The sequence below is a fragment of the Brevundimonas albigilva genome (genome assembly GCF_023573565.1).
GTDB lineage: Bacteria > Pseudomonadota > Alphaproteobacteria > Caulobacterales > Caulobacteraceae > Brevundimonas > Brevundimonas albigilva.
Genome location: NZ_CP097649.1, coordinates 1,198,703 through 1,221,864 on the forward strand (window position 1 = coordinate 1,198,703; position 23,162 = coordinate 1,221,864).

A 23,162-nucleotide genomic window follows, 5' to 3' on the forward strand; every position below is an offset into this window, starting at 1 on the left:
ATCTGAAGCCTGGGGCGGCTTCCGTTGATGGGGCGAGCTTCGGGCCCGGCGCATGAACTCGTCCTGAACGATCGTGTCAGGATGGGACGAAAGCGTCAGTCGATCGGATAGCCCTGTGCGGCGACATAGGCGACGTCGCGGGTGTCCAGATCGGACAGGTCCTGCCGACGGTAGCCGCCCATCGAGTCCGGCGTGCGGACCTCGCCGGCCACCGCCTCGATGACCCGGGTGTCGGCGGGCCGGCCGCAGAAGGTCAGGATTTCGGCGCAGACCTGGCGCGGCTCGCGACAGAAGCGGTCGAAGTCGACGGCCAGGATGCGGTCCGGGAACTGGCTTTTCAGCGCCTCCATGCGACGCTGGACCGCGCACCAGTAGGCCAGGGCGTCGCGCGGCGTGGGCTGGACCTCGCGCGCCAGGAAGACGGGCCCCCAATAGGCGCGCTGGTTCTGGTTGCGGCTGAAGGCCATGTCGAGACCGTTTCGAACCACATGGATGTAGCGCAGGTCGGGCCGCAGGGTCAGGAAGCGGTCGGCGAAGACGTGCGTGGGCGGCAGTTTCCAGCCCCACAGGGGCGGGGGCGCGTCCGTGAAGGGTCCCTCGATGAAGGTCCGCGCGCGCTCCATCAGCCAGGGTTCGGAGTACTGGGGGTGCGGACGGGCGGCCAGCGCCCAGGCCAGATCGACGGCTTCGGGCGACGGACGCCGGCCCTGGATACGGTCGAACAGGAAGCCGGCCACGCGGGCGAACTGGGGCTCGGTCGCCACGGCCAGGTCGCGCCGGTTCATCAGCAGGGCGGCCCACAGATTGTCGTTGGGCATGTTCAGGTCGGAGCCCAGGTCATAGCCGGCCTGGCGCAGCAGCTGGGCGATCATCCGCGTGCCGCTGCCGCCCAGGGCGCCGATGGCGACGGGGCCGGTGTCTGAAAGCTGGCCCAATCGGACGACTCCTTTGCGCGAACCGCGCCCGGCGATACCGTGGGGCGCAGGTTTCCGTCAACGCGAGGCTCGCTTCATGTCCCTACCGATCGAACTCTGGTACTGGCCCACGCCCAACGGCTGGAAGGTCTCCATCGCCCTGGAGGAGATGGGGCTGGCCTATGAGGTGAAGCCGGTGAACATCGGCGCGGGCGAGCAGTTCACGCCCGCATTTCAGGCCATCAGCCCCAACGGCCGCATGCCCGCCATCGTCGATCCGGACGGGCCGGACGGGCAGCCGATCTCCCTCTTCGAATCCGGCGCCATCCTGCAGTATCTGGGCGCCAAGTCGGGACGCTTCTATCCCGCCGATCCCCGCGCCAAGGCCGAGGTCGACCAATGGCTGTTCTGGCAGGTGGGGGGCCTGGGGCCGATGGCGGGCCAGACCCACCATTTCCGCCAGTACGCCCCCGCCATGATCCTGGACCAGCGCCAGATCGCCTATGGCGTTCGGCGCTATACGGACGAGACGCATCGGCTCTACGGCGTGATGGATCGACGTCTGGCGGACCGCGACTATCTGGCCGGCGACTACTCCATCGCCGACATGGCGGCCTGGCCCTGGATCCTGCCCGCGCTGCAGGGCCAGGACCTGGAGGAGTTCCCGAACCTCAAGGCCTGGGTGGCGCGCGTGGGCGACAGGCCGGCGGTCCGGAAGGGCCGAGCGCTGGGCGAGGACCTGCGCCGAAACCTGGCGGCGTCGGGGACGCAAGCCGAGGCCGCGCGGCGAATGCTTTTCGGTCAACGCGCGCGCAAGGAATGAACGGAAGATTGCCGAGAGGTTTCAAAGGCGTGAAGGCGTCGGGGAGTATTCATGCCTGCTTTACTGAAAAGATCGTCGGCGGCCCCGCACGTTAACTTTAACTTCAAAACGTGGGTATTTGATCGCGTATCAGAGGCGGGCCCAGAACGGCGCCCGACGGGAGATACGGTGATGAACGCGCAAGAAATGGCGCACGACCTGCAGGCCGGCGCGCAAGACCAGGGCCTGCCGCTGCCGACGCCGGACATGTCGGGCGACGACCTGTTCAAGCTGGGCATGATGTATTCGGCCGGATCGGGCGGCTGCCCGATGGACCGGGTCTCGGCCCACATGATCTTCAACCTGGCGGCCATGAAGGGCTCGATCGAGGCGCGCGTCTATCGCCGCGAGATGAGCCAGGAGATGGAGCGCGAGGAGCTGGCCGAGGCCCAGCGCGCCGCGCGCCGCTACATCGACCGGGGCGTCGTCCGCCTGGTGGCCTGACGGCCCGCGCCGTCAGGACGAGGCGTAGGTGTTGCCGTTGATGGCGTAGCTGAAGCCGACCGGCAAGGCGCTGCGCACCTGGGTGAAGAAGGCCGCCAGTTCGCCCAGGGTCGAGCGCGGCACGAACAGGATGTCGCCGCGACGCAGGGCCACGACCTCGGCCTGGCGCGGACGCAGGTCGATGACCCGCATCATGCGGCTGCCGCCCGGCCCGCGTCGGATCAGGGCCACGCTGCGCGCCTGGGCGCCCGGCGTCAGGCCGCCGGCCTGCACCACGGCCTGATAGGCGTCCAGGTCGCCGACCATCTCGATCACGCCGGGGGTGCGCACTTCCCCGTCGACCCAGACGCGGATCGGGCCGGCTTGGCGCAGCGTCACCTCGATCACCGGCCGCACCAACTGCGAGGCGTAGGCCGCCGACAGGCCCTGCTGCAGTTCGGTCAGGCTGCGATCCGCCGCCATGACGTTTCCGATAAGCGGAAGGGCGATGCGCCCGTCCGGCGCCACGCGCAGGGTGCGCGTCAGCTCGGCCGCCGTGGGCATGGCCACCTCGATCTCGTCGCCGGGATACAGCAGATATTCCGGCTCGGCGTCCGTCCAGTCGGCGAAGGGAATGCCGGGAAAGTCGCCGGGGGGCGCAGCCTGAACGCGTTGTACGCCTGCCGGGCGGGGCATCCGCGCGCCGTTCCCGCCGCCGCACGCCGCCAGCAGCGGCAGGGCGGTCGAGCCCAGGGCCATCAGGAACAGGCGGCGATCAGGCGTCATGGGAATCGGTCGATCCGAGGGATGCACAGCGTCGATGCAGCGTCGCCGCTTATGGGTAACCAGTGGTTAACGCGGGTCGGCGAAGGGTGGGTTGAACAAGCGTTTATGGATTCGGCCCCGCCATGCCTTCGACGGCCCATGTCACGGCAAGACCGCGCTACGGCGTGCTGGACGTCGTGGGCCTGCTGTTCCGCGAACTGCTGCTGATGATTGTGGTGTTCCTGGTGATCTTCGCCATCGGCGCCGCGCTGGCCTTCACCCTGAAGCGGACATACACGGCCACCGGCGCGGTGTTCGCGGGGGTGGGGCAGGAATACGTCTATCGCCCCCGCGTGGGCGCCGACGGCCAGGCCCAGGCGCCGCAGGGCGATGAGGTGGCCAACGCCGAGGCCAGCATCCTGAGCTCCAGCCAGGTCCGCCAGCGCGTGGTCGAGGCGCTGGGCCCCGCGGCGATCCTGGGCGAACAGCCCAAGGGATCGCCCGAACGCGCCCAGGCGGCCGCGCGCAAGGTGCTGGGGACCAGCCTTGGCGTCGGCACGGCGCCCGGCAGCGCCGTGATCCAGTTGAGCTATGAGGCCGATGACGCCGAACGGGCGGCGCGGGTGTTGAACGCCGTGATCGACCAGTACCTGGCCTATCGCCGCGAGGTCTTCCTGGACAAGACGCCCGCCATCGCCAGCCAGCGCCGGGCCTTCGAGGGCGATCTGGCCCAGGCGGACCAGGCCTATGAGCAGTTTCTGGCCTCGAACAACATCGGCGACTTCGCCGCCGCGAAGGCGACGCTGGCGGCCACCTATCAGACCACCTACGCCGAGCGGTTGTCGGTGCAGGCCCAGCTGAACCAGGCCGCGCGGCGGCTGCAGACCCTGGTCGCCCAGCAGAACCAGACCCCGGCCGAGGTCGCGCTGCAGCAGGATTTGAACATCTCGGCGCAGGACCAGGTGCTGCAGCTGCGCACCGAGCGCGAGCAGCTTCTGTCGCGCTACACGGCCGAAGCCCAGCCGGTGAAGGACATCGAGGCGCGCATTGCCCAGCTGCAGCAGTATGTGGCGTCCGGCACGGCTGTCGGACCGCGGGAGGTCCGCACCGGACCGAACCCGATCTGGACCGAACTGGAGTCCACGCGGATCAACACCCAGGCCGAGCGTGATTCCCTTGTCGCCCGGCTGGCGGTGCTGGACCGGCAGCTGTCGGACATCCGCGACCGCCAGAGCCGGCTGACCGCGCTGGAATCCGAAAACTCGACCCTGGCCGGCGCGCGCGAGGTCCTGAGCGCCAACATCCGCGAGTTCCAGCAGCGCGAGAGCCAGAGCCGCGCCGACAACGCCCTGGTCGCCGCCGGGGCCGACAACGTCACCGTGATCGAGCGCGCGCAGCCGCCCGCGACCGGCAAGAGCCTGAAGATTCCGGCCCTGGCCGCGGTCTTCCTGTTCGCGGGCTTCACGGCCCTGTGCGTGGGGCTGCTCAGGGTGTTCACGCGCCGGGGCTTCACCACGCCGGCGTCGGTGTCGCGCACTCTGGACATGCCGGTGCTGGCGGTCGCGCCGACCAAGGGACGCTAGGACCCGCATCATGCTAGGCTGCGGGTTCGAGGGAGCGCGCGCGGCGATTCGATGGTCGATCTGACGTCTGAAATGGCCGGGCTGTGGGCGGCGCTGGGCCCGGCGCCGGCGCATCGCGCGCGCGTCATCCAGTTCGCCTCGGCCGCTTCGGGCGAGGGGGTGTCCACGGTGGCCCGCGAATACGCCCGGCTGGCCGCGGTGCGCGCGCGCAAGCCCGTCTGGCTGATCGACGGCGACCTGACCCAGCAGGGGCAGCTGGAAGCCGTGGCGGCCGAGGCGGACCGCTTCGGCCAGCTGGGCAAGCCGGCCCAGGCCTCGCCCGACGGTTCGTGCTTTTTCGCCGTGACGCCGCGCGTCGTCGGCCGGGACGGCAAGCCGGTGCCGGCGGCCCGTCTGATGACCGCAAGGCCCTGCCTGGGCGGGCGACTGTGGGTGACGCGCTTCCACATGGAGGCGCTGCGGTCCGGCCACCGGGTCGAGGCGATCGGCGAGCCGCGCTATTGGGACGCCCTGCGCCCGCACGCCGACACCATCGTGATCGACGCCCCGGCGGCCGACCGCAACGACATGGCGATCATCCTGGCGCCCTTCGTCGACATGACGGTGCTGGTGGTCGCCGCCGAGAGCACCGCCGCCAACGAGCCCGTCATCCTGCGTGACGAGATCGAGGCCGTCGGCGGCCGCATCGCCGGGGTGGTGATGAACCGCTCTACCTACAGGGCGCCCGGCTTCCTGAAGCGCCTGGCGGGCTAGGCTCCGCTCGCCGCGCTCGGGTTCAGCAGAGCCGTTCCATAGAGTTTCGGCTCGAAGCCTTTTATCCAAAATACTTTTCCCACGCCCCGCGCCAGCCGGTCATAGGCGCGGGCCCGCGACGGCCGGCGCAGGATGAACAGGATGAGGGAGGCGAGGCCCCATACGCCCGCCTGCGCCGCGCCGATCAGCATCCAGCGCGCGACGCCGGTGCAGTCGCGGGCGGCCGCGGCGGTCTGGCTGGGGCCCTGGCCATAGGCGAAGGCGCGGGTCAGGGCGTAGCGCAGGGTGGCGCGGTGGGGCGGCGCGAACTCGTCCACCCAGGCGTCGGCGGCCCAGCCGTAGCGGCCGCCGCGCGCGGACAGGGCGGCGAACAGCTTGTCGTCCTCGCCCCCCGTCTGGTCGGCGGAGACGTCGAACGGCGCCGGGCCGGGCAGGGCGGTCGCGCGCACCATCAGGGAGTTGCCGCAGCCCCAGGGTTCCTCCAGCGGGCCGGTCTCGGCGGGGCCGGCGCGGCCGAAGAAGGCTTCCAGATAGTCGGCGGTCCAGCCGGTGTTCTCCGGAACGCGGCCCCGGATCGGACCGAAGACGACATCGGCGCCGGTCTGGACCTGCGCCTCCAGCAGGGCGGCCAGCCAGCGCGGCGAGGCCGCCTCGTCGTCGTCCAGGAAGGCGATCAGCGGCGCCTGGGTCGCCGCCAGGCCGGCGTTGCGCGCCGTGGCCACGCCAGGCCGGGGCGCAGGGGCGTAGATCAGCGGCGCGGGCGCCTCTGCGGCCAGGCGCGCGACCAGCGGCCCGGCCGATCCGTCCGGATCGTTGTCGGCGACGACGACAGCCGAGACCCGCTCCAGCGTCTCGGCCTGGGCGAAGACGGAGCGCAGGGCCCGCTCCAGGCTGTCCAGCCGGCGCAGGGTCGGGATGACCACGGCGACGTCGCCCATCTCAGACCGCGTCCGCATAGACGGCCGCGCGGTACAGGCGCAGGGCGAAGGCGCGCGCCTTGACGGGCAGGACGGACGACCCGGCGGCGCGACGCGTCAGACCGCGCAGCCACGACCGCGCAGGCAGGCGCTTCAACGCCCTGGCCGCCTTGTAGCTGGGATAGGCCGCGACGATCTGCGGATGCAGCGCCACCACCCGGGCGAAGTTCCCGGCCCCCTGGTCGAACTTGCGCGCCAGATCCTCGACCGTATCCAGGCCCATGTGGGTGGCCGGGTTGTCGATGTGCACGACCTCGAACCGGCGCGAGACACGCATGGCCCACTCCACGTCCTCCCATCCCCAGCCGGAAAACCCGGGATCGAAGGTCTCGGCGGTGAAGACGTCGCGGCGGACCAGCAGGTTGGAGGTGTAGACGTATTTCTCGGGCTGTTTTGCGCGCTCGGACGCCGGCAGGCATTCCGAGGCGCCGGACAGGGTGCGATGCACGGCGAAGCGCGCGTCGCCCGGCGCCTGGTCCAGCGAGAAGCCGCCGAAGGCGACGGCCGGGTCGCGCTGGGCCGTCAGGGCGATCCAGGCCTGGAGGAATCCGGGCGCATCCGGCTTCATGTCGCTGTCGAGGAACAGATAGGCGCGGCCGCGACCGGCGACGGTCAGGCGATTGCGGCCCCGCGCGCGGCCTTCGTTGATCGACAGGGTGATCAGGCGTGCCGGCAGGTCCAGGGCGTCGACGGTCTGCTTCAGCCTTGCGGTCAGTGCGGCGTCGCTCGTGCCGTCGTCCATCAGCACGATCTCGACGGCTCCGCCGAGCGCAACCGCTTCCCGGTCCAGCTGACCCAGCAGGTCCGTCGGGTCGTCGCGCAGAAAGGGGATCAGCACCGACAGCGCCGGCGTCGCCCCGGCCCAGGCGCGGTTGTCGTGGATATCGGCGCTCATGCCGCGACACTCCGTCCGGAAGCAATCAGCCGCTTCAGCACGTCGCGGACGCCCGCCGCGTTCAGGGTCAGCGCCGCCGCCGCATAGACCAGGGCGCCGACGCCGGCGTCCACCAGCAGTTCGACGAACCCGCCCAGCGGCGGCAACCGCACGACCACCAGCGCCATGGCGCCGGCGGCCAGGCCGCAGCGGATCAGGCTCTCCCACGGGATGGGCAGGGCGATGGCGCGCCGGCTGATGACCAGACAGGCGACCAGGCCGATGGCGAAGCTGGCGGCGGTCGAGACGGCCGCGCCCACGACGCCGAGGCGGGGAATCAGGATCAGGTTCAGCACCACGTTGGAGACCGCCGGGATCGCCATGGTGACCAGCAGCAGGGCGGTCTTCTTGCCCAGGGTGAAGCCGAAGCCGAAGTAGTAGGCGATCATGCCCGAGAGGAAGGCCGAGGCCGCGATCCAGGGCGTGACGAGGGCGGCCGCAGCGCGCAGGTTCTCGCCGATCATCAGCTCCGCCATCGGGCGCGCGACCAGGGCCAGGCCGACGGCGGCGGGCAGGCCGATCAGGATCAGCGTCGAACCCTGCTCCAGCGCGGTCTGGCGCAGCGCCTCGCGCCCGCCTCGCTCCAGCGCCATGACCATGGCCGGCGCCCCCGCCGCGCCCAGCCAGATGAACATGACGTCCAGGGTGCGGTTCGCCAGGCTATAGCTGGCGTGATAGGCGCCGACCGCCGCCGCGTCCATGAAGGCCGCCAGCAGGAAACGATCGGTCGAGGCCAGCACCACCGCCAGGGTCAGCGACGCCGCGATCGGATAGCCATAGGCGGCGTAGGCCTTCAGCCTTTCGCGATCGACCGTCCCGCCCTTCGACTGGCGCACCTCGCCCGGCAGGATGAAGGGCAGGGCGAACAGCGGCGCGATCGCCAGTCCCACCAGGGGCGACGCCGCCCCGGCGCCGGCCAGGGCGAAGCCGGCGCCGACCAGGAAGCCCAGTATCGCCACGCCCATGTCGACGGCGGCGGCGCGGGAAACCTCACCGGCCGCGCGATACCGCTCCTGCGCCAGCTTGGCCAGGTTGCGAACCGGCGCGCCGGCCAGGCCGAAGGCGACCGCCAGCTTCAGTCCCGGCGTCAGCGGCAGCAGCCACACCGCCACGGCGGCCACCGGGATGAAGACCGCGATCAGGGCGAAGGAGGTGCGGTACAGGCTGGCGAAATGCGCGGCCAGGCCCTCAGGCGTCCGCTCGGCCGCCCAGAAGCGCGCCATCGACGCCTCCAGCCAGGTGAAGGTCGCCGTGTGCACCAGGGTCGTGACCGAGAAAGCCAGCGCGTAGTGGCCGAAGTCGTCGGGGCTGAGCAGGCGCGTGAAGACGACGATGGTCAGGAAACCGACCACGCCCTGCACGATCTGGGCCGGCAGGTATCCCCAGACCCCGCGCCAGAACATCCGCTTCTCGCTCAACGGACGGCGGCCCGGTCGCCCAGCAGGACCGGCAGGGTGACCAACAGGATCCGCAGGTCCAGCCATAGCGACTGGCGCTCGACATAGTCCAGGTCCAGCTGGACCCGCCGACGCACGTCGGTCGCATCGTGCAGCGGCCCGCGCGAGCCCTTGACGGCGGCCCAGCCGGTCATGCCCGGCTTGATCCGATGACGGTGGGCGTATTCGGCGACCAGGCGGGCCGACTCGGTCTCGCCCGTCTTCATGCCGATGGCGTGGGGACGGGGACCGACCAGCGACATCTCGCCCGTCATGACGTTGAACAGCTGGGGCAGCTCGTCCAGGCTGGTGGCGCGGATGAACCGGCCCACGCGGGTCACGCGGTCGTCGCCGGCCGAGACCTGGCGGCTGGCCGTGGCGTCGGCGGCCTCGTGGCGCATGGAGCGGAACTTCCACACCACGATCTCTTCCTGGTTGAAGCCGTGGCGGCGCTGGCGGAAGAAGATCGGGCCGGGGCTGTCCAGCCGGATCGCCAGGGCGGTCAGCGCCATGATCGGGGCGGCGGCGACCAGGGCGGCCGCGCCGATGAGCAGGTCCTGCAGCCGCTTGTTGAAGGCTCGACGGTCCGGATCCTGAGGCCCCTCCAGCGGCGCCAGCGGGGCCGAGGCCAGACGCTCCAGCGCCGCGTCGCCGGTCTCGGAATCGACCAGCACGGTCAACGGATTGGGCAGGGTCTCCAGCCGGCGGGTGAGTTCGCGCACGCGGGACCCGCCCTGGGCGTCGATGGCCAGGACGATGCGGTCGACATAGGGCGTCATCCGGTGGTTCAGCAGGGCCTCGGCGTCGCCCAGCACGGGAACGCCGGCCACGCGGTCGGGCGAACGGCTCAGCCGGTCGTCGAATACGCCCAGGACGTTCAGGTCGCGCCGCTCCAGCGCGCTGCGGATCACCGCCTCGGCGTGTTTCGTGGCGCCGACGATGACGATGTTGGGGGCCAGCGCCCCTTGGCGACGCCAGCGCGCTACGAAAGACAGCCACAGGGCGTGAAGACCGGCGATCAGGGCGACCGCCCCGATGGCCCAGGCGATCGCCGCGTCCAGGGACTGCCGATCCGGCGCCTGACGGTCCAGCAACAGGCCCAGACCGGTCGCGACCACGGCGCCGCTCAGGGTCACGCCCAGCACGGCCGCCATGTGGCGGGCGGCGGAACGCTCGCGTCCAAAACGATAGAGGCCCAATCCTCGCAGCAGGCCGAGAACGGTCGCCGCCCCAGCGGCCGTGGGCGCCGCCTCGGCCAGGCTGAGCGACAGGAAACCGTCCGGCGCCGCCACGCCCAGGGCGGCGACGCCCAGCCCCGTCAGCGCCAGCACGTCCGTCGCCCGGAAATAATGCGCCGCCAGCCGCACGCCGGACCGCTGGCGCGCATTCAGCCAGACGTCGGGGCGGAACGGGCCGCGCGCGGCCCGCCCTTGCGCGGCGTCCTTCGACGCCGCCGCCTGAGCCGCGCCCGTCCGGGCGGCGGGCGCGTCGACCAGAGGGGAGGCGCAGTCGGGCATCGGCGTCCATGACGGGGGTGAAGGCGGCCATATTGCCCGCCCGGCCTCTATGCCGCGTTAACGCACGACTTTCTCTCCAAGGCGGATTGCGCGCGACAACGCGCTCCGCTATCGACGCCTTCGCCGGAGACGTGGCCGAGTGGCTGAAGGCAACGGTTTGCTAAATCGTCGTACCCTGTAAGGGGTACCGAGGGTTCGAATCCCTCCGTCTCCGCCATCCCTCATCCCAACCTCGCTCGCTCGCCGCGCGCTTCCGGCGGTCGTCGCCGGGCGCTTGTTCATGAGCCCGGCCGCGTCCGGATGGGCGGCGCCGCGTCACCGGCAGAAGGCACTCGCCTCCTCGGTCGGAAAACCGGTTGCCGTCACGACGCCGACGGTCGCGCGCGCGTGCTGGAGGACGACCGCCAGCACCAGGACGGGCAAGGCCATTTCGCCCAGTTCCTCGATCGAGTGGGACAGGATTTCCGCGCGCTCCGACAGGATCACGCCCACCCGCGCCAGCATGCGGGGCAGGCCGTCGATCTCCTTGAGCGAGACGGTGAAGACCGCGATGGCGATCAAGCCATGAAAGGCGGCGGATCGGGCGGCGGCCATGCCTCGCATCTCGGCGCGGCTTCTCCAGAGCAGACCCGCCAGCGCCGCCCCTATGGCCAGCAGGACGAGCCCGGCGCCCAGCTTTTCGGCCAGCGGCACGTCGGCCCTCGCGTACAGCCGCGTGCTGAAGACGCCGAAGGTGGTGAAGGCGCGGTGGAAGTCCATTTCCCGCATCGCCATCAGCGCTTCGACTACGGCCAGGAAGCCGAACAAGCCGCCATGCCTGCGCCAGAACACGAAGGCGACGCCGGCGACCAGAAGGTGAAGCGCGACGCTGGCCGTCTCGACCGGGCCGTGCTCGGTCAGGACCGCGCCCGCCGCCTGCGACGTGGCGAACAGGCCGAACACCGCCGAACAGACGACGACGGCCAGGCAGAGGAGGGGAACCGACATCGGCCGGTCGAGAGGAGAAGACGTCATGACCGGAGCCGGACCCGTTATCCGTCCGTGATCGGTCGGATATTCAACGTGTCGTCACTAACGCCGCGGCGCGGGGAACGCCAGCGGTCGGGCGGACACGTCAGGTTTCGCCCCGCTCCAGGCCATAGATCGCCTCGACGATGTCCTCGGCCTTGTTCTTCACCACCGCCTGGGCGTCGTAGAGGCCCCGGTTGTAGAAAAAGCCGCCGATCTCGCGGCCGATGAAATCCAGCAGCATATCGGCCGGCAGCTGGCCCAGGTCCTGGTCCAGTTCGTCGCGGAAATAGGCGCGCAGCTTCGCCGTCGCCGCCGCGCGCTCCTCCTTGGAGAATTCGATCGGCTTCATCAGGCGATTTCGGCCAGGGCTTCTTCGGCGGCGATCCAGGCCGCCTCGGCGGCGTTCAGGTCGGCCTGGGCCTTGGCGCGGGCGCGTGTCAGGCCTTCCAGCTTCTTCGGGTCGGCGACGGCGGCGTTGGCCAGGTCGTCGTCGAGACGGGCGACCTCGGCCGTCAGGCGGGTCATTTCGTCCTCGGCCTTCTTCACCGCGTGGCGAAGGGTCGAGGGCGAAGGGCCTGATTTCTTTGCGCCTCTATCGTTCACGCCGCGGGCGCTCTCTGTTTGAGAGGCGCCTTCGCCGGTCGCCTTGGGCGCGGCCTCAGGGGCGGGCTCGTTCCTTACCTGGCTGGGTTTCATGCCCGCCTGTTTGGCGCGGTCCAGGACGAACTTGGCATAGTCGTCCATGTCGCCCTCGAACGGCTTGACCGTGCCGTCGGCGGCCAGCCACAGCCGGTCGGCGACCAGTTCCATCAGCGAACGGTCGTGGGTGATCAGGATCACCGCGCCCGTGTATTGGTTCAGCGCGTCCAGCAGCGCCCGGCGACTGTCGATGTCCAGGTGGTTGGTCGGTTCGTCCAGGATCAGGATGTGCGGGGCGTCCATCGCCACCAGGTTCAGCAGCAGGCGCGCGCGCTCGCCGCCGGACAGGGCCGCGACCTTGGTGTCCTGCTTCTGGAAGGGCAGGCCGAACTGGGCCAGGCGGCTGCGGCGGCTGCTTTCTGAGGCGTCGGGCATAGCGCGCAGGATGATCTGCAGCGGCGTGTCCTCCGGATCCATCGCCTCGATCTGATGCTGGTGGAACCAGCCCACGCGCATCTTGCCGTCGCGGTGGAACTCGCCCGTCTCGATGGTCAGCGCCTTGGCGATCAGCTTGGCGAAGGTCGACTTGCCCGCACCGTTGACGCCCAGCAAGCCGATGCGGTCGTCCAGGTCCATGCGCAGGTTCAGGTTCCGCAGGATCGGCTTGCCCGGCGCATAGCCCACATTGGCCTTCTCCAGCCGGATCAGGGGCGGGGGCAGGGGACGGTCGGGCGACGGCAGGACGAACGGGGCGACCCGCTCCTCGGGCGGCAGTTCGATCCGCTCCATCTTCTCCAGCTTCTTGACGCGCGACTGGGCCTGGGTGGCCTTGGACGCCTTGGCCTTGAAGCGATCGATGAACTTCTGCAGGTGCGCCCGTTCGGCGTCCTGCTTGGTCTTGTTGGCCTCCATCAACCGCAGCTTCTCTGCGCGCGTCTTTTCGAAGGTGTCGTAGTTGCCGGTGTACAGGTCCAGCTTGCGGTTCGACAGATGCAGGATGTGGGTGCAGACCGCGTTCAGCAGGTCGCGGTCGTGGCTGATGATCAGGGCCGTGTGCGGATACTTCTTCAGCCGCGCCTCCAGCCACAGGGCCCCTTCCAGGTCCAGGTAGTTGGTCGGTTCGTCCAGCAGCAGCATGTCCGGCTCGGCGAACAGGGCCGCGGCCAGCGCCACGCGCATCCGCCAACCGCCCGAGAAGTGCGCCATCGGCCGGTGCAGGTCCTCCTGGCTGAAGCCCAGGCCGACCAGGATTTCGGAGGCGCGGGCGGGCGCGCTTTCGGCGTCGATCTCGATCAGCCGGGCCCAGATCTCGCCCATCTCCTCGGGGTCGGCGGTCTCCAGCCGGGTCATCAGCTCATGACGTTCGACGTCGGCCTCCAGGATCGTCTCCAGCACGCTGACGGGCGTGGCGGGGTGTTCCTGGTCGACCGAGGCGATGCGCGCGGTCCTGGGCAGGCTGATCTCGTCGCCGTTGGCGGCCAGTTCGCCCAGGATCACCTTAAACAGGGTCGACTTGCCGATGCCGTTGCGCCCGACCAGCCCGACCTTGGCCCCCGGCGGCAGGCTGACGGAGGCGTCGTCCAGGAACTGGCGGCCCCAGGCGTTCAGGGTCAGGTTGGTGATCTGGAGCATATTAACGAAGGGCCGTCGGCGGTATTGGAAAGCGGGGAGGCGGTCGCTATAAGCCCGCGACCCTCAATCTCCCAAACAAGAAGTCGCTCCCATGACCGAACGCACCTTCTCGATCATCAAGCCGGACGCCACCCGTCGCAACCTGACCGGCAAGATCAACGCCGTGATCGAGGACGCCGGCCTGCGCATCGTCGCCCAACGCCGCGTCAAGCTGACCACCGACCAGGCCAAGAAGTTCTACGAAGTCCACGCCGAGCGTCCGTTCTACGGCGAACTGGTCGAGCAGATGACCGCCGAGCCGGTCGTGGTCCAGGTGCTGGAAGGCGAGAACGCCGTGGCCAAGTACCGCGAAGTCATGGGCGCCACCAACCCGGAGCAGGCCGCCGAAGGCACCATCCGCAAGTCGTTCGCCCTGTCGATCGGCGAAAACTCGGTGCACGGCTCGGACTCGCTGGACAACGCCAAGATCGAGATCGCGCAGTTCTTCACCGACGACCAGATCGTCGGCTGAGCCTTCACGCTCAAGTTGCTAGGGGTTAGCCCCTTAGCGCTGCAATAAGAGGCCCGAGTCCGGAACCGGACTCGGGCCTTTTCGTTTGGTCTGCATCGTCTCTCCACCCCCCGAGGAGCCAAACCATGAAGACCATCCTGAAACTGACCCCCGTCATCGGCGCCGTGGCCCTGCTGGCCGCCTGCGGCCAGACCATGGAACAACGCGCCGCCACCGGCGCCCTGGGCGGCGCCGTCGCCGGCCAGGTGATCGGCGGCAACACCGGTTCGACCGTCGCCGGCGCCGCCATCGGCGGCGTGGCGGGTGCGGTGACCACGCCCAAGTAAGATTTCGGCTTCGCCGACAGGAAGAAGGCCCGGAGCGACGCTCCGGGCCTTTTTTCGTGGCCTTACCAGATGCGCGCCCGATCCTCGGGGGCGACATAGCCCTTGTCGCCCGGCTTCACGTCGAAGGCCGAATACCAGGCGTCGACATTGCGCAGGTTCAGCGCCGCGCGCGCCTCTCCGGGGCTGTGCGGATCGGTGGCCAGCTGCTGCTGCAGGGCGGCGTCGCGAATCTTTTCGCGCCAGACCTGGGCCCAGCCCAGGAAAAAGCGCTGATCGCCGGTCAGGCCGTCCAGCACCGGCGCGGGCTGGCCATGAAGCGACAGGTGATAGGCGTCCAGCGCGACCAGCAGTCCGCCCAGGTCGCCGATGTTCTCGCCCATCGTCAGCCGGCCGTTGATGTGGACGCCGGGCAGGGGCTCGGCGGCGTCGAACTGGGCCCCCAGGACGCCCGTGCGCTGTTCGAACTTGGACGCGTCCTCGGCCGTCCACCAATCGCGCAGCACGCCGTCGCCGTCGACCGTGCGGCCCTGATCGTCGAAGCCGTGGCTGATCTCGTGCCCGATCACGGCGCCGATGCCGCCGTAGTTGACCGCCGGGTCGGCGTTCGGATCGAAGAAGGGCGGTTGCAGGATGGCCGCCGGGAAGACGATCTCGTTGCGGGGCGGATTGTAGTAGGCGTTGATCGTCTGGGGCGTCATGCCCCATTCCAGCGGATCGACCGGCCCCTTCAGCTTGTTCAGATTGTAGGCCCATTCGAAGGCGCCGGCCCGTTCGACGTTGCCGTACAGGTCGTCAGCGCGGATTTCGAGGCCGGAATAGTCGCGCCACTTCTCCGGGTAGCCGATCTTCACGTTGAAATGGTCGATCTTGTAGAGGGCCTGCTGCTTCGTTTCCTCGCTCATCCAGTCCAGGTTCTGAAGCCGCACGCGCATGGCCGCGATGAGGTTCTGGACCAGGGTTTCCATCTGGGCCTTGGACGAGGGCGGGAAGTGGCGCGCCACATATTCCTTGCCCAAGGCCTCTCCCAGGGTGCCGTCGACCAGGGTGACGCCGCGCTTCCAGCGGGGGCGGTTCTCGGGCGTGCCGTTCAGAACCTTGCCGCGGAAGTCGAAGCGGGCGTCCACGAAGGCCTGGCTCAGATAGGGCGCGGCCTGGTCGGCGATGTGGAAGGCCTGCCAGGCCTGGAGCGTGGCCACCGGCGTCTCGGCGAAGATCTGCGCCAGCTTGGGGAAGGCGGTGTTCTCGCTGACGATGAGCTGGGGCTGGCCGGCGAAACCGCCGGCCTGGGCCCAGGCCTGCCACGGGAAGCCCGGCGCGTCGGTCGCCAGCTGCGCCAGGGTGGTCGGATTGTAGGTCTTGACCATGTCGCGCCGGTCGGCGATCGCCCAGTGCGCCTCGGCCACCTTGGTCTCGAAGGCCAGGATGTCGGCGGCGGCCTGGTCGGGGTTCGACCAGCCGGCCAGGGTCAGCATCTTGGCGACATAGGCCTGGTAGGCGGTCTTGGCCTCGGCGAACTGGTCGCTGAGGTAGTATTCGCGTTCCGGCAGGCCCAGGCCGTCGTGCGACAGATAGACGGCGTAGGCGTCGGGGTTCTTCAGGTCCTCGGCCACATAGGCGCTGAACAGGCTGGAGCCGAAGCCGCCGAAGCTGTGGCCCATCAGCACGGCCATCTTCTCGCGCGTGTCGGCGGCGCGCACGGCGGCCAGGTCGGCGGCCAGGGGCTGGGCGCCCAGGCGGTTCACCCGCGCTTCGTCCATGAAGCTGTTGAACAGCCCGCCGATCTTAGACGCCTCGGGCGAGCTGTCGGGATGGGCGCCGGCGTTCTCTATGATGGCCTTCAGATAGTCCTGGGTCTGGTCATACAGGACGTCCCAGTTGCTCCAGGAGGTTCGGTCGGCCGGGATCTCGGCCTTGTCCAGCCAGGCGCCGGAGGCGTAGCGGTTGAAGTCGTCGCCAGGCTTGACCGACAGGTCGCGGCTGGCCGGGTCGAAGCCCCAGGCTCCGATGGCGGCGTGGCCCGCGGGCGCGGCGACGGCGGGCGGGGCCGTCGTCTGGGCGACGACCGCCCCGGTCGAGGCGGTCAGGGCCAGCGCGGCGACGGCGGCGAGAAGGTGACGTTTGTTGCTCATGGCGAGGCCCTGTGTGGATGTGGGCGCACATTTGTCCCGAGGGCGGGGCGATGTCGCCTGCGATCCGGCACATTACAGAAATATAATGCGACAGGAAGTCGCAGGGGTCAGGTCCTGGGCAGAGCGCGGCAGAAGGCGTCCAGCGCCCGCGGGTACAGCTGATGCTCGGCCGTCAGGACGCGCTGGGCCAGGGTCTCTGTCGTGTCGCCGGCCAGGATCGGAACCCGCGCCTGATCCAGGATCGGCCCCTCGTCCACGCCTTCGGTGACCAGGTGCACGGTGCAGCCGGCCTCGGCGTCACCGGCCGCGATGGCGCGGGCGTGGGTGTCCAGGCCGGGATACAGCGGCAGCAGGCTGGGGTGGATGTTCAGCATCCGCCCGCGCCAGGCGCCGACCAGCCACGGCGTCAGCACCCGCATATAGCCGGCCAGGGCCACGACCTGGGCGTGGGCCGTCCGCAGAGCCGTGTCCACCGCGCGTTCGTGAGCCGCACGGTCCTGGCCGTATGGTCGATGCGGGATGACCGTGGTGGCGACGCCCTTGGCCCCAGCGACGGCCAGGCCGCCGGCGTCCTCGACGTTCGACAACACCAGCGCGACCTCATAGGCGCTGTCGGGCGCCTGCCCGGCGTCGATCAGGGCCGCCATGTTGGAACCGGCCCCGGAGATCAGGACCGCGACGCGCGTCTTCACCGGGTCAGGCCGCTTCCAACTGGCCGCAGACGAAGGCGACTTCGCCCGCGTTCAACAGGGCGGCCAGCACCGGCTCGGCGTTCTCGGGCGCCACGATCAGAATGAAGCCGACGCCGCAGTTGAAGGTGCGACGCATCTCGTGGTCGCTGATCCCGCCGGTCTCGGCCAGCCACTGGAAGACCTGCGGCATGGGCCAGGCGTCCCAGTCGAAAGAGGCCTTCAGCCCCTCGGCGATGCAGCGCGGCGGATTCTCGATCAGGCCGCCGCCGGTGATGTGGGCCGCGCCCTTGACCAGGCCCGCCTTCATCAGCGGCAGAACCGGCTTCACATAGATGCGGGTCGGCTCCATCAGGGCCTGGGCCAGCGAGCGGTCCTTGGCGAACGGGGCGTCGTCGCCCCAGCCCAGGCCGGACTTCTCGACCACCTTGCGCACCAGGGAATAGCCGTTGGAGTGCGGCCCGGTGGAGGCCAGGCCGATGATGACGTCGCCGGCCGCCTGGCGATCCAGATAGGGCAGGGCGTGGCCGCGCTCGACCGCGCCCAGGCTGAAGCCGGCCAAGTCGTAGTCGCCGCCGCCGTACATGCCCGGCATTTCGGCGGTCTCGCCGCCGACCAGGGCGCAGCCCGCCTGGCGGCACCCCTCGGCGATGCCCGACACCACCCGCCGCGCCGCATCGATCTCCAGCTTGCCGGTGGCGTAATAGTCGAGGAACAGCAGCGGCTCGGCGCCCTGGGCCAACAGGTCGTTGACGCACATGGCCACCAGATCGACGCCCACCCCGTCATGGCGGCCCGTCTCGATGGCGATCTTCAGCTTGGTGCCGACTCCGTCGGTGGTGGTGACGATCAGCGGGTCCTCGAACCCGGCGGCCTTCAGGTCGAACAGGGCGCCGAATCCGCCCAGCGACGGCTCCGAACCCGGGCGCGCCGTGGACTTGGCCAGCGGCTTGATGTGCTCGACCAGCATCTCGCCCGCGTCGATGTCCACGCCCGCATCGGCGTAGGTCAGGCCGTTCGAGAGGCGGTTGTCGGTGTCGCTCATGGGTCACGGACCTGAATCAGAGGCGGAAATGTGTCGCGGCGCTCTTGCCACAAGGGGATCGCGCGGGGCTATAGCATCGGAATGACGCCGATCACCACAAATGAGGCGCTGGCTGACTTCTGCGCCCGCCTTTCCTCCGCGCCCTTCATCACGGTCGACACCGAGTTCATGCGGGAGACGACCTACTGGCCCCGGCTGTGCCTGATCCAGGCCGCCTCGTCCGATCACGCCGGGATCATCGACCCGATGGCCGACGGGCTGGACCTGGAGCCGTTCCTGGCCCTGCTGCGCGATCCGAACATCGTCAAGGTCTTCCACGCCTGTCGCCAGGACGTGGAGATCTTCGTGCGCCTGGGCGCCATGCCCAAGCCGCTGTTCGACACCCAGGTCGCGGCCATGGCCGCCGGGTTCGGCGAACAGGTCGCCTATGATTCGCTGGTGCGGCAGACGCTGCGGATCGAGGTGGACAAGGGCAGCCGCTTCACGGACTGGGCGCGCCGGCCGCTGTCGGAGAACCAGCTGGTCTATGCCCTGGGCGACGTCACCCATCTGGCGGCGCTTTACCCCAAGCTGCGCGACCGACTGCAGAAGGAGGGGCGGCTGGAGTGGGTGATGTCGGAAATGGAGGCGCTGACCGACCCGGCGCTCTACGACACCAATCCGGAAAACGCCTGGAAGCGGCTGAAACCCAAGAAGTTCTCGTCCAAATATCTGGCCGCCTTCAAGGCGGTGGCCGTCTGGCGTGAACGCGCGGCGCAAGAGCGGGACCAGCCGCGCGGCCGCATCCTCAAGGACGAGGGCGTGGACGAGATCGCCCAGCAGGCGCCGACCGACCCCGACGCCTTCAACCGCCTGCGGTCCGTGCCCAAGGGTTTCGGCGGCTCGCGCCTTGGGCTGGAACTGGCCGAGGAGCTGAAGCGTGTGCTGGCGGACCCGGAGGCGCACGCCCCCGAGCTGCAGCGTCCCGCGCACCGCCAGCCGGCCCCGCCCTCGGTCGTCGAACTGCTGAAGGTGCTGCTGAAGGCCAAGAGCGACAACGCCGGCGTGGCCTCCAAGCTGATCGCCACCGTGGCCGATCTGGAACAGATCGCCATCAACGACGACGCCGACATCGACGCCATGAAGGGCTGGCGTCGCCAGCTGTTCGGTGAGGACGCGCTGAAGCTCAAGCGCGGCGAGATCGCCCTGGTCCTGAACGGCGCGCGCGTCGAAGTGGTCGAGATCGAGGGCTGAGGACCCAGGGCGTCCTGCCTAGATCGCCAGCGACAGCCCCATCGTCTCGGCCAAGGCCCTGGCGCGCCTGCGGGTTTGTTCGCCCAGCAGCACGTCGGCGTAGCCCTCGGTCGCGCTGAGCCGGAGCTCGCCCTTGGTCACGACGGCGCGCGCGTTGGCCAGCAGTTGCGGCGCCCGCCCCGAAAGGTCGCAGGCCAGACGGATGGCCTGGCCCAGGGCCCGCGCCCGTCGGCCCGCATCCTCGTCCAGCAGGCGGTTGACGGCTTCGGGCTCGGGGGTCGCGGCGTCGCCGCCGTATCGGGCGTTGAGCGCCGCGGCTAGGAACGCGCGCTCGGCATGGGTCTGCCCGGCCACCGGCGCGCGCAGCACCTGGTCGAACACCAGCTCAACGCGGTGGTCCGGATGCAGCCGCGCTCCCAGGTCGGCCAGGTTGCAGGCCGCCGCCGTCAGCACGTCGTCCCGCGTCTTCCCGAACGCCGAGGGCAGGGCCGCGACAACATCGGCGATCCATCCCTCCAGCGCGCCCGGCAGGGCCGGGGCGACCCCCTGGCGCAGGCCCAGGGCCGCGGTGCCCGCCAGAAGCGGATCGGTGTTTCGGATCGTCTCGTCCAGGGTCTCGAACACCAGGCCTTCGCGCACCCCCCAGGCGGAGATCTCGATCCGCTTCAGCCCCAGCCGTCCGATCAGGCCCTCCAGCACCAGGCCGGCGTAGGGCAGGGTCTCGGCCCGCTTCTTCGACACCCCAGGCAGCTTCTCCAGCCCGCCGCGCGACTGGCGCGCCACCAGGCGGGCCGTCTCCAGCGCCTCCTCGGCGCTCAGGGCGTACTGGTGCACGACCCGCAGCGGATAGTCGCGCAGGCCCATGTGCACCTGCGCCAGCGTCCGCCACGCCCCGCCCACCGCATAGAGGGTGTCGGACTGGAAATCGCGGGCGACCGGCTTCAGCCGACCGTCGATGGTCCGGCGCAGGCGATCGGCGTCGAAGCCCGTCGGGTCCAGCAGGGCGAACGGACCCAGCGGCAGGGTCAGGCCGTGCTCCACGCCGTCGCCGTTCAGTCGCGTCAACTCCAGGCTGGCGCCGCCCATGTCGGCCGAGACGCCGTGCGCGTCCGGCGCGCCGGCCAGAACGCCCATTGCGGCGTATTTGGCCTCTTCCTCGCCCGACAGGACGCGGATGCGCAGGCCCGTCTCGGCGGCCACGCGCTCGCAGAACTCGGGTCCGTCGGCGGCTTCGCGCACGGCGGCGGTGGCGGCGATCAAGGTGCGTTCGGGCCGCACCCCTTCCAGCACGGCGGCGAAGCGGCGCAGCGCCGTCATCGCCAGGGTCACCCCCTCCGGCGACAGGCGGCCCGTGGCGGCCAGGTCGCGCCCCAGGCCCGCCAGAACCTTTTCGTTGAAGACCGTCCAGATCGCGCGGCCTTCCAGCCGATACAGGACCAGGCGGACCGAGTTGGAGCCGATGTCGATGGCCGCGATGTCGCGCGACGGGGGCAGGGCCTCGATCATCCGTCAGCGGGGCTCGTAGCGCAGCACGGCGGGCAGGGTCTTCACCTTACGCCCGCGGCCCGACAGGCTGGGGTTCGTCATGAAATACTTGTGGGCCGAGAAGGGCCGCTCCGGATCGGCGGGCATGACACGGGTGTATCGTCCATCGGCGTCCAGAACCCAGCTCTGGGCGTCGTCCTTCAGATTGGCGACCATGATCTGGTCCAGCACCTGGTCGTGGACCGTGGCGTTGCGGATCGGCGTCATCAGCTCGACCCGGCGGTCCAGGTTGCGCGTCATCCAGTCCGCCGAGGAGATGAAGACCTTGGCCCTGTCGTGCGGCAGATCCTTGCCGTTGGCGAAACAGACGATGCGGCTGTGCTCCAGGAAGCGGCCGACGATGGACTTCACCCGGATGTTTTCCGACAGGCCGGGCACGCCCGGGCGAAGGCAGCAGATGCCGCGCACCACCAGGTCGATGCGCACGCCCCACTGGCTGGCCCGGTAAAGGGCGTCGATGATCTCGACGTCCACCAGCGAATTCAGCTTCACCCAGATGGCCGCCGGCTTGCCCATCGCCGCCGCCGACATTTCCTTGCCGATCAATTCGATCAGCGTGGATTTCATGTTCAGCGGCGACACCACCAGCGCCTCTAGGTGGTCCGGGGTCGCATAGCCGGTGATGTAGTTGAACACCTTGCTGGCGTCTCGCCCCAGGACGGGATCGCAGCTGAACAACGACAGGTCCGTGTAGATCTTGGCCGTGACCGGGTGATAGTTGCCGGTCCCGAAGTGGCAGTAGGTCTTCAGCCCGTCGCCTTCGCGTCGCACGACCACGCTCAGCTTGGCGTGGGTCTTGTATTCGACGAAGCCGAAGACGACGTGGACGCCGGCCCGCTCCATCGCCCGCGCCCAGCGCAGGTTGGCCTCCTCGTCAAAGCGCGCCTTTAACTCGACCAGGGCGGTGACGTTCTTGCCGTTCTCGGCCGCCTCGATCAGGGCGGCGACGATGGGGCTGTCCTTGGAGGTGCGGTACAGCGTCTGCTTGATGGCGATGACGTTGGGATCGCGCGCCGCCTGACGCAGGAACTGTACCACCACGTCGAAGCTCTCGAACGGGTGGTGGATCAGCATGTCCTTCTCGCGGATCGCCGCGAAGATGTCGCCGCCATTGTCGCGCACCCGTTCGGGATAGCGCGGCTCATAGCCTCGGAACTTCAGATCCGGATGGCCGCCCGAGATCAGTTCGGCCAGTTGCGCCAGCCCCAGCATCCCGTCCACCAGCACCACGTCCTGCGGCGCCGCCTCCAGTTCGCCGACGATGAAGTCGCGCAGGTCGGCCGGCATGGAGGCCTCGATCTTGACCCGCACCACCGAGCCGAGACGGCGCTGCTTGAGCGCTTCCTCGAACTCCAGCACCAGGTCCTCGGCCTCTTCCTCGATCTCGATGTCGGAATCGCGGATCAGGCGCAGCACGCCCTTCTCCTGGACCTCGCAGCCGGGGAACAGGTGGTCGATGAACAGCAGCAGCACATTCTCCAGCGAGAGGTAGCGCTTGCGACCGGGGGTGGAGCGGCCGTCCGTCGGCAGCTCCCAGAAGCGACGCACCTGGGTGGGCACGGGCACCAGGGCGTAGAAGGTCTTGGTCTCGCCCTTGCGCTTCAGCTTCAGCGCCAGGGAGAATCCAAGGTTCGGCAAGAAGGGGAAGGGGTGCGCCGGGTCGATGGCCAGCGGCGTCAGAACGGCGAACAGCTGGTTCAGGAACTCGGGCTCCAGCCGCTCGCGCTCGGTCTTGGTGATGCGCTCTCGGTCCTCCACCTCGATGCCGGCGGTGGCGAGCTCCTTCTTCAGCTGCCGCCAGCGCAGCTGCTGCTCGGCCATCAGTTCGCCGGCCGCGACGTTGATGCGGTCCAGCTGTTCGGCGGGCGTCAGGCCGTCGGCCGACAGAACGCGCACCCGCTCGCGCTGCTGTCCCTTCAGGCCCGCCACGCGGGTCATGAAGAACTCGTCCAGATTATTGGCCGAAATGGACAGGAACCGCAGCCGCTCCAGCAGCGGATGGTTGGGATTGGCGGCCTCTTCCAGCACGCGCTCGTTGAAGGCCAGCCAGGAGGTCTCGCGGTTGAAGAAGCGCGCCGGCGACGCCATCAAAGCTTCGTCCAGCGCCAACTGCGGGGCGCGGGAGGCGGGGACTTCCTGGCCCCGGGTCACGTCATGGATGGCTGCGTCGCTCATGAGACGTTTGTCGCGCGCCACTGTGACGGCCGCAAGCGCGCGACGGTGAAATCGCGACGCGGC

General features: G+C 69.6%; 21 protein-coding genes and 1 tRNA gene. 8 read left to right on the forward strand and 14 right to left on the reverse strand.

Annotated features, from left to right (window positions below):
- Window positions 1-95: 95 nt before the first annotated feature.
- A complete protein-coding gene (locus tag M8231_RS05915) occupies window positions 96-935 on the reverse strand; it encodes a sulfotransferase family protein (RefSeq protein ID WP_249750801.1) in 840 nt (279 codons plus the stop codon).
- Window positions 936-1,011: 76 nt separating this feature from the next.
- On the opposite strand from M8231_RS05915, the gene M8231_RS05920 reads away from it, so the two are divergent.
- Both M8231_RS05920 and M8231_RS05925 read left to right on the forward strand, forming a co-directional pair.
- Window positions 1,012-1,737, forward strand: a complete 726-nt coding sequence (locus M8231_RS05920; RefSeq protein ID WP_249750800.1) for a glutathione S-transferase family protein — start codon at window positions 1,012-1,014, stop codon at window positions 1,735-1,737.
- A gap of 171 nt (window positions 1,738-1,908) precedes the next feature.
- Window positions 1,909-2,220, forward strand: a complete 312-nt coding sequence (locus tag M8231_RS05925) for a sel1 repeat family protein (protein WP_249750799.1) — start codon at window positions 1,909-1,911, stop codon at window positions 2,218-2,220.
- A 12-nt stretch (window positions 2,221-2,232) separates the two neighbouring features.
- Here the strand turns inward: M8231_RS05925 and M8231_RS05930 are convergent, their stop codons facing one another.
- Window positions 2,233-2,985, reverse strand: coding sequence for a polysaccharide biosynthesis/export family protein (locus M8231_RS05930; RefSeq protein WP_250202441.1), 753 nt, complete (start codon window positions 2,983-2,985; stop codon window positions 2,233-2,235).
- 122 nt (window positions 2,986-3,107) lie between these two features.
- On the opposite strand from M8231_RS05930, the gene M8231_RS05935 reads away from it, so the two are divergent.
- Window positions 3,108-4,547 carry a GumC family protein gene (locus M8231_RS05935; protein WP_249750797.1) on the forward strand — a complete coding sequence of 480 codons (1,440 nt, stop codon included), beginning with the start codon at window positions 3,108-3,110 and terminating at the stop codon, window positions 4,545-4,547.
- Between the two features lie 51 nt (window positions 4,548-4,598).
- Window positions 4,599-5,300, forward strand: coding sequence for a P-loop NTPase family protein (locus tag M8231_RS05940; RefSeq protein ID WP_249750796.1), 702 nt, complete (start codon window positions 4,599-4,601; stop codon window positions 5,298-5,300).
- Here M8231_RS05940 and M8231_RS05945 read toward each other — a convergent pair.
- Genes M8231_RS05945 through M8231_RS05960 form a run of 4 tightly spaced genes read right to left on the reverse strand, consistent with a single transcriptional unit; the run spans window position 5,297 to window position 10,164 of the window.
- Window positions 5,297-6,238, reverse strand: coding sequence for a glycosyltransferase (locus M8231_RS05945; RefSeq protein WP_249750795.1), 942 nt, complete (start codon window positions 6,236-6,238; stop codon window positions 5,297-5,299). The two genes, M8231_RS05940 and M8231_RS05945, sit on opposite strands and share 4 nt — an antisense overlap.
- A gap of 1 nt (window position 6,239) precedes the next feature.
- Entirely contained in the window at window positions 6,240-7,172 is a 933-nt protein-coding gene (locus M8231_RS05950; protein ID WP_249750794.1) for a glycosyltransferase family 2 protein, read from the reverse strand.
- On the reverse strand, window positions 7,169-8,614 hold the full coding sequence (locus tag M8231_RS05955) for a lipopolysaccharide biosynthesis protein (protein ID WP_249751831.1): 1,446 nt from the start codon (window positions 8,612-8,614) through the stop codon (window positions 7,169-7,171). Before M8231_RS05955 ends, M8231_RS05950 begins: the two co-directional genes overlap by 4 nt.
- Before the next feature lie 11 nt (window positions 8,615-8,625).
- Window positions 8,626-10,164: an exopolysaccharide biosynthesis polyprenyl glycosylphosphotransferase gene (locus M8231_RS05960; RefSeq protein ID WP_249750793.1), complete on the reverse strand. Its 1,539-nt coding sequence runs from the start codon at window positions 10,162-10,164 to the stop codon at window positions 8,626-8,628.
- A gap of 125 nt (window positions 10,165-10,289) precedes the next feature.
- On the opposite strand from M8231_RS05960, the gene M8231_RS05965 reads away from it, so the two are divergent.
- Window positions 10,290-10,381 (forward strand) — tRNA-Ser (locus M8231_RS05965).
- Between the two features lie 98 nt (window positions 10,382-10,479).
- Here M8231_RS05965 and M8231_RS05970 read toward each other — a convergent pair.
- The 3 genes from M8231_RS05970 to M8231_RS05980 form a co-directional block, all read right to left on the reverse strand.
- A complete protein-coding gene (locus M8231_RS05970; protein WP_249750792.1) occupies window positions 10,480-11,151 on the reverse strand; it encodes a hypothetical protein in 672 nt (223 codons plus the stop codon).
- A 127-nt stretch (window positions 11,152-11,278) separates the two neighbouring features.
- Window positions 11,279-11,524 carry a DUF2164 domain-containing protein gene (locus tag M8231_RS05975; RefSeq protein WP_249750791.1) on the reverse strand — a complete coding sequence of 82 codons (246 nt, stop codon included), beginning with the start codon at window positions 11,522-11,524 and terminating at the stop codon, window positions 11,279-11,281.
- Entirely contained in the window at window positions 11,524-13,446 is a 1,923-nt protein-coding gene (locus M8231_RS05980) for an ABC-F family ATP-binding cassette domain-containing protein (RefSeq protein WP_249750790.1), read from the reverse strand. Before M8231_RS05980 ends, M8231_RS05975 begins: the two co-directional genes overlap by 1 nt.
- 91 nt (window positions 13,447-13,537) lie before the next feature.
- Here M8231_RS05980 and ndk point away from each other — a divergent pair, with 91 nt between their 5' ends.
- Complete coding sequence (ndk, locus tag M8231_RS05985) at window positions 13,538-13,957, forward strand: nucleoside-diphosphate kinase (protein ID WP_249750789.1); 420 nt, start codon at window positions 13,538-13,540, stop codon at window positions 13,955-13,957.
- Window positions 13,958-14,082: 125 nt separating this feature from the next.
- Window positions 14,083-14,283 (forward strand): YMGG-like glycine zipper-containing protein, encoded by a 201-nt coding sequence (locus M8231_RS05990; RefSeq protein WP_249750788.1) that lies wholly within the window; start codon window positions 14,083-14,085, stop codon window positions 14,281-14,283.
- Between the two features lie 62 nt (window positions 14,284-14,345).
- Here the strand turns inward: M8231_RS05990 and M8231_RS05995 are convergent, their stop codons facing one another.
- From M8231_RS05995 to purM, 3 genes are all read right to left on the reverse strand, one after another.
- Window positions 14,346-16,412 carry a M13 family metallopeptidase gene (locus M8231_RS05995; RefSeq protein ID WP_249750787.1) on the reverse strand — a complete coding sequence of 689 codons (2,067 nt, stop codon included), beginning with the start codon at window positions 16,410-16,412 and terminating at the stop codon, window positions 14,346-14,348.
- Between the two features lie 107 nt (window positions 16,413-16,519).
- Entirely contained in the window at window positions 16,520-17,059 is a 540-nt protein-coding gene (purN, locus tag M8231_RS06000) for a phosphoribosylglycinamide formyltransferase (protein ID WP_249751830.1), read from the reverse strand.
- A 49-nt stretch (window positions 17,060-17,108) separates the two neighbouring features.
- A complete protein-coding gene (purM, locus tag M8231_RS06005; RefSeq protein ID WP_249750786.1) occupies window positions 17,109-18,146 on the reverse strand; it encodes a phosphoribosylformylglycinamidine cyclo-ligase in 1,038 nt (345 codons plus the stop codon).
- A gap of 81 nt (window positions 18,147-18,227) precedes the next feature.
- On the opposite strand from purM, the gene rnd reads away from it, so the two are divergent.
- Window positions 18,228-19,379, forward strand: coding sequence for a ribonuclease D (rnd, locus tag M8231_RS06010; RefSeq protein ID WP_249750785.1), 1,152 nt, complete (start codon window positions 18,228-18,230; stop codon window positions 19,377-19,379).
- An 18-nt stretch (window positions 19,380-19,397) separates the two neighbouring features.
- Here the strand turns inward: rnd and M8231_RS06015 are convergent, their stop codons facing one another.
- Window positions 19,398-20,885 (reverse strand): Ppx/GppA phosphatase family protein, encoded by a 1,488-nt coding sequence (locus M8231_RS06015; protein WP_250202442.1) that lies wholly within the window; start codon window positions 20,883-20,885, stop codon window positions 19,398-19,400.
- Window positions 20,886-20,888: 3 nt separating this feature from the next.
- Entirely contained in the window at window positions 20,889-23,099 is a 2,211-nt protein-coding gene (locus M8231_RS06020) for an RNA degradosome polyphosphate kinase (RefSeq protein ID WP_250202443.1), read from the reverse strand.
- Window positions 23,100-23,162: the final 63 nt, after the last annotated feature.

Coding starts and splice junctions, on each gene's coding strand:
- M8231_RS05920 (WP_249750800.1), top strand. CDS start 1,012: ATGTCCCTACCGATCGAACTCTGGTACTGGCCCACGCCCAACGGCTGG.
- M8231_RS05925 (WP_249750799.1), top strand. CDS start 1,909: ATGAACGCGCAAGAAATGGCGCACGACCTGCAGGCCGGCGCGCAAGAC.
- M8231_RS05930 (WP_250202441.1), bottom strand. CDS start 2,985: ATGACGCCTGATCGCCGCCTGTTCCTGATGGCCCTGGGCTCGACCGCC.
- M8231_RS05935 (WP_249750797.1), top strand. CDS start 3,108: ATGCCTTCGACGGCCCATGTCACGGCAAGACCGCGCTACGGCGTGCTG.
- M8231_RS05940 (WP_249750796.1), top strand. CDS start 4,599: ATGGTCGATCTGACGTCTGAAATGGCCGGGCTGTGGGCGGCGCTGGGC.
- M8231_RS05945 (WP_249750795.1), bottom strand. CDS start 6,238: ATGGGCGACGTCGCCGTGGTCATCCCGACCCTGCGCCGGCTGGACAGC.
- M8231_RS05950 (WP_249750794.1), bottom strand. CDS start 7,172: ATGAGCGCCGATATCCACGACAACCGCGCCTGGGCCGGGGCGACGCCG.
- M8231_RS05955 (WP_249751831.1), bottom strand. CDS start 8,614: ATGTTCTGGCGCGGGGTCTGGGGATACCTGCCGGCCCAGATCGTGCAG.
- M8231_RS05960 (WP_249750793.1), bottom strand. CDS start 10,164: ATGCCCGACTGCGCCTCCCCTCTGGTCGACGCGCCCGCCGCCCGGACG.
- M8231_RS05970 (WP_249750792.1), bottom strand. CDS start 11,151: ATGTCGGTTCCCCTCCTCTGCCTGGCCGTCGTCGTCTGTTCGGCGGTG.
- M8231_RS05975 (WP_249750791.1), bottom strand. CDS start 11,524: ATGAAGCCGATCGAATTCTCCAAGGAGGAGCGCGCGGCGGCGACGGCG.
- M8231_RS05980 (WP_249750790.1), bottom strand. CDS start 13,446: ATGCTCCAGATCACCAACCTGACCCTGAACGCCTGGGGCCGCCAGTTC.
- ndk (WP_249750789.1), top strand. CDS start 13,538: ATGACCGAACGCACCTTCTCGATCATCAAGCCGGACGCCACCCGTCGC.
- M8231_RS05990 (WP_249750788.1), top strand. CDS start 14,083: ATGAAGACCATCCTGAAACTGACCCCCGTCATCGGCGCCGTGGCCCTG.
- M8231_RS05995 (WP_249750787.1), bottom strand. CDS start 16,412: ATGAGCAACAAACGTCACCTTCTCGCCGCCGTCGCCGCGCTGGCCCTG.
- purN (WP_249751830.1), bottom strand. CDS start 17,059: ATGGCGGCCCTGATCGACGCCGGGCAGGCGCCCGACAGCGCCTATGAG.
- purM (WP_249750786.1), bottom strand. CDS start 18,146: ATGAGCGACACCGACAACCGCCTCTCGAACGGCCTGACCTACGCCGAT.
- rnd (WP_249750785.1), top strand. CDS start 18,228: ATGACGCCGATCACCACAAATGAGGCGCTGGCTGACTTCTGCGCCCGC.
- M8231_RS06015 (WP_250202442.1), bottom strand. CDS start 20,885: ATGATCGAGGCCCTGCCCCCGTCGCGCGACATCGCGGCCATCGACATC.
- M8231_RS06020 (WP_250202443.1), bottom strand. CDS start 23,099: ATGAGCGACGCAGCCATCCATGACGTGACCCGGGGCCAGGAAGTCCCC.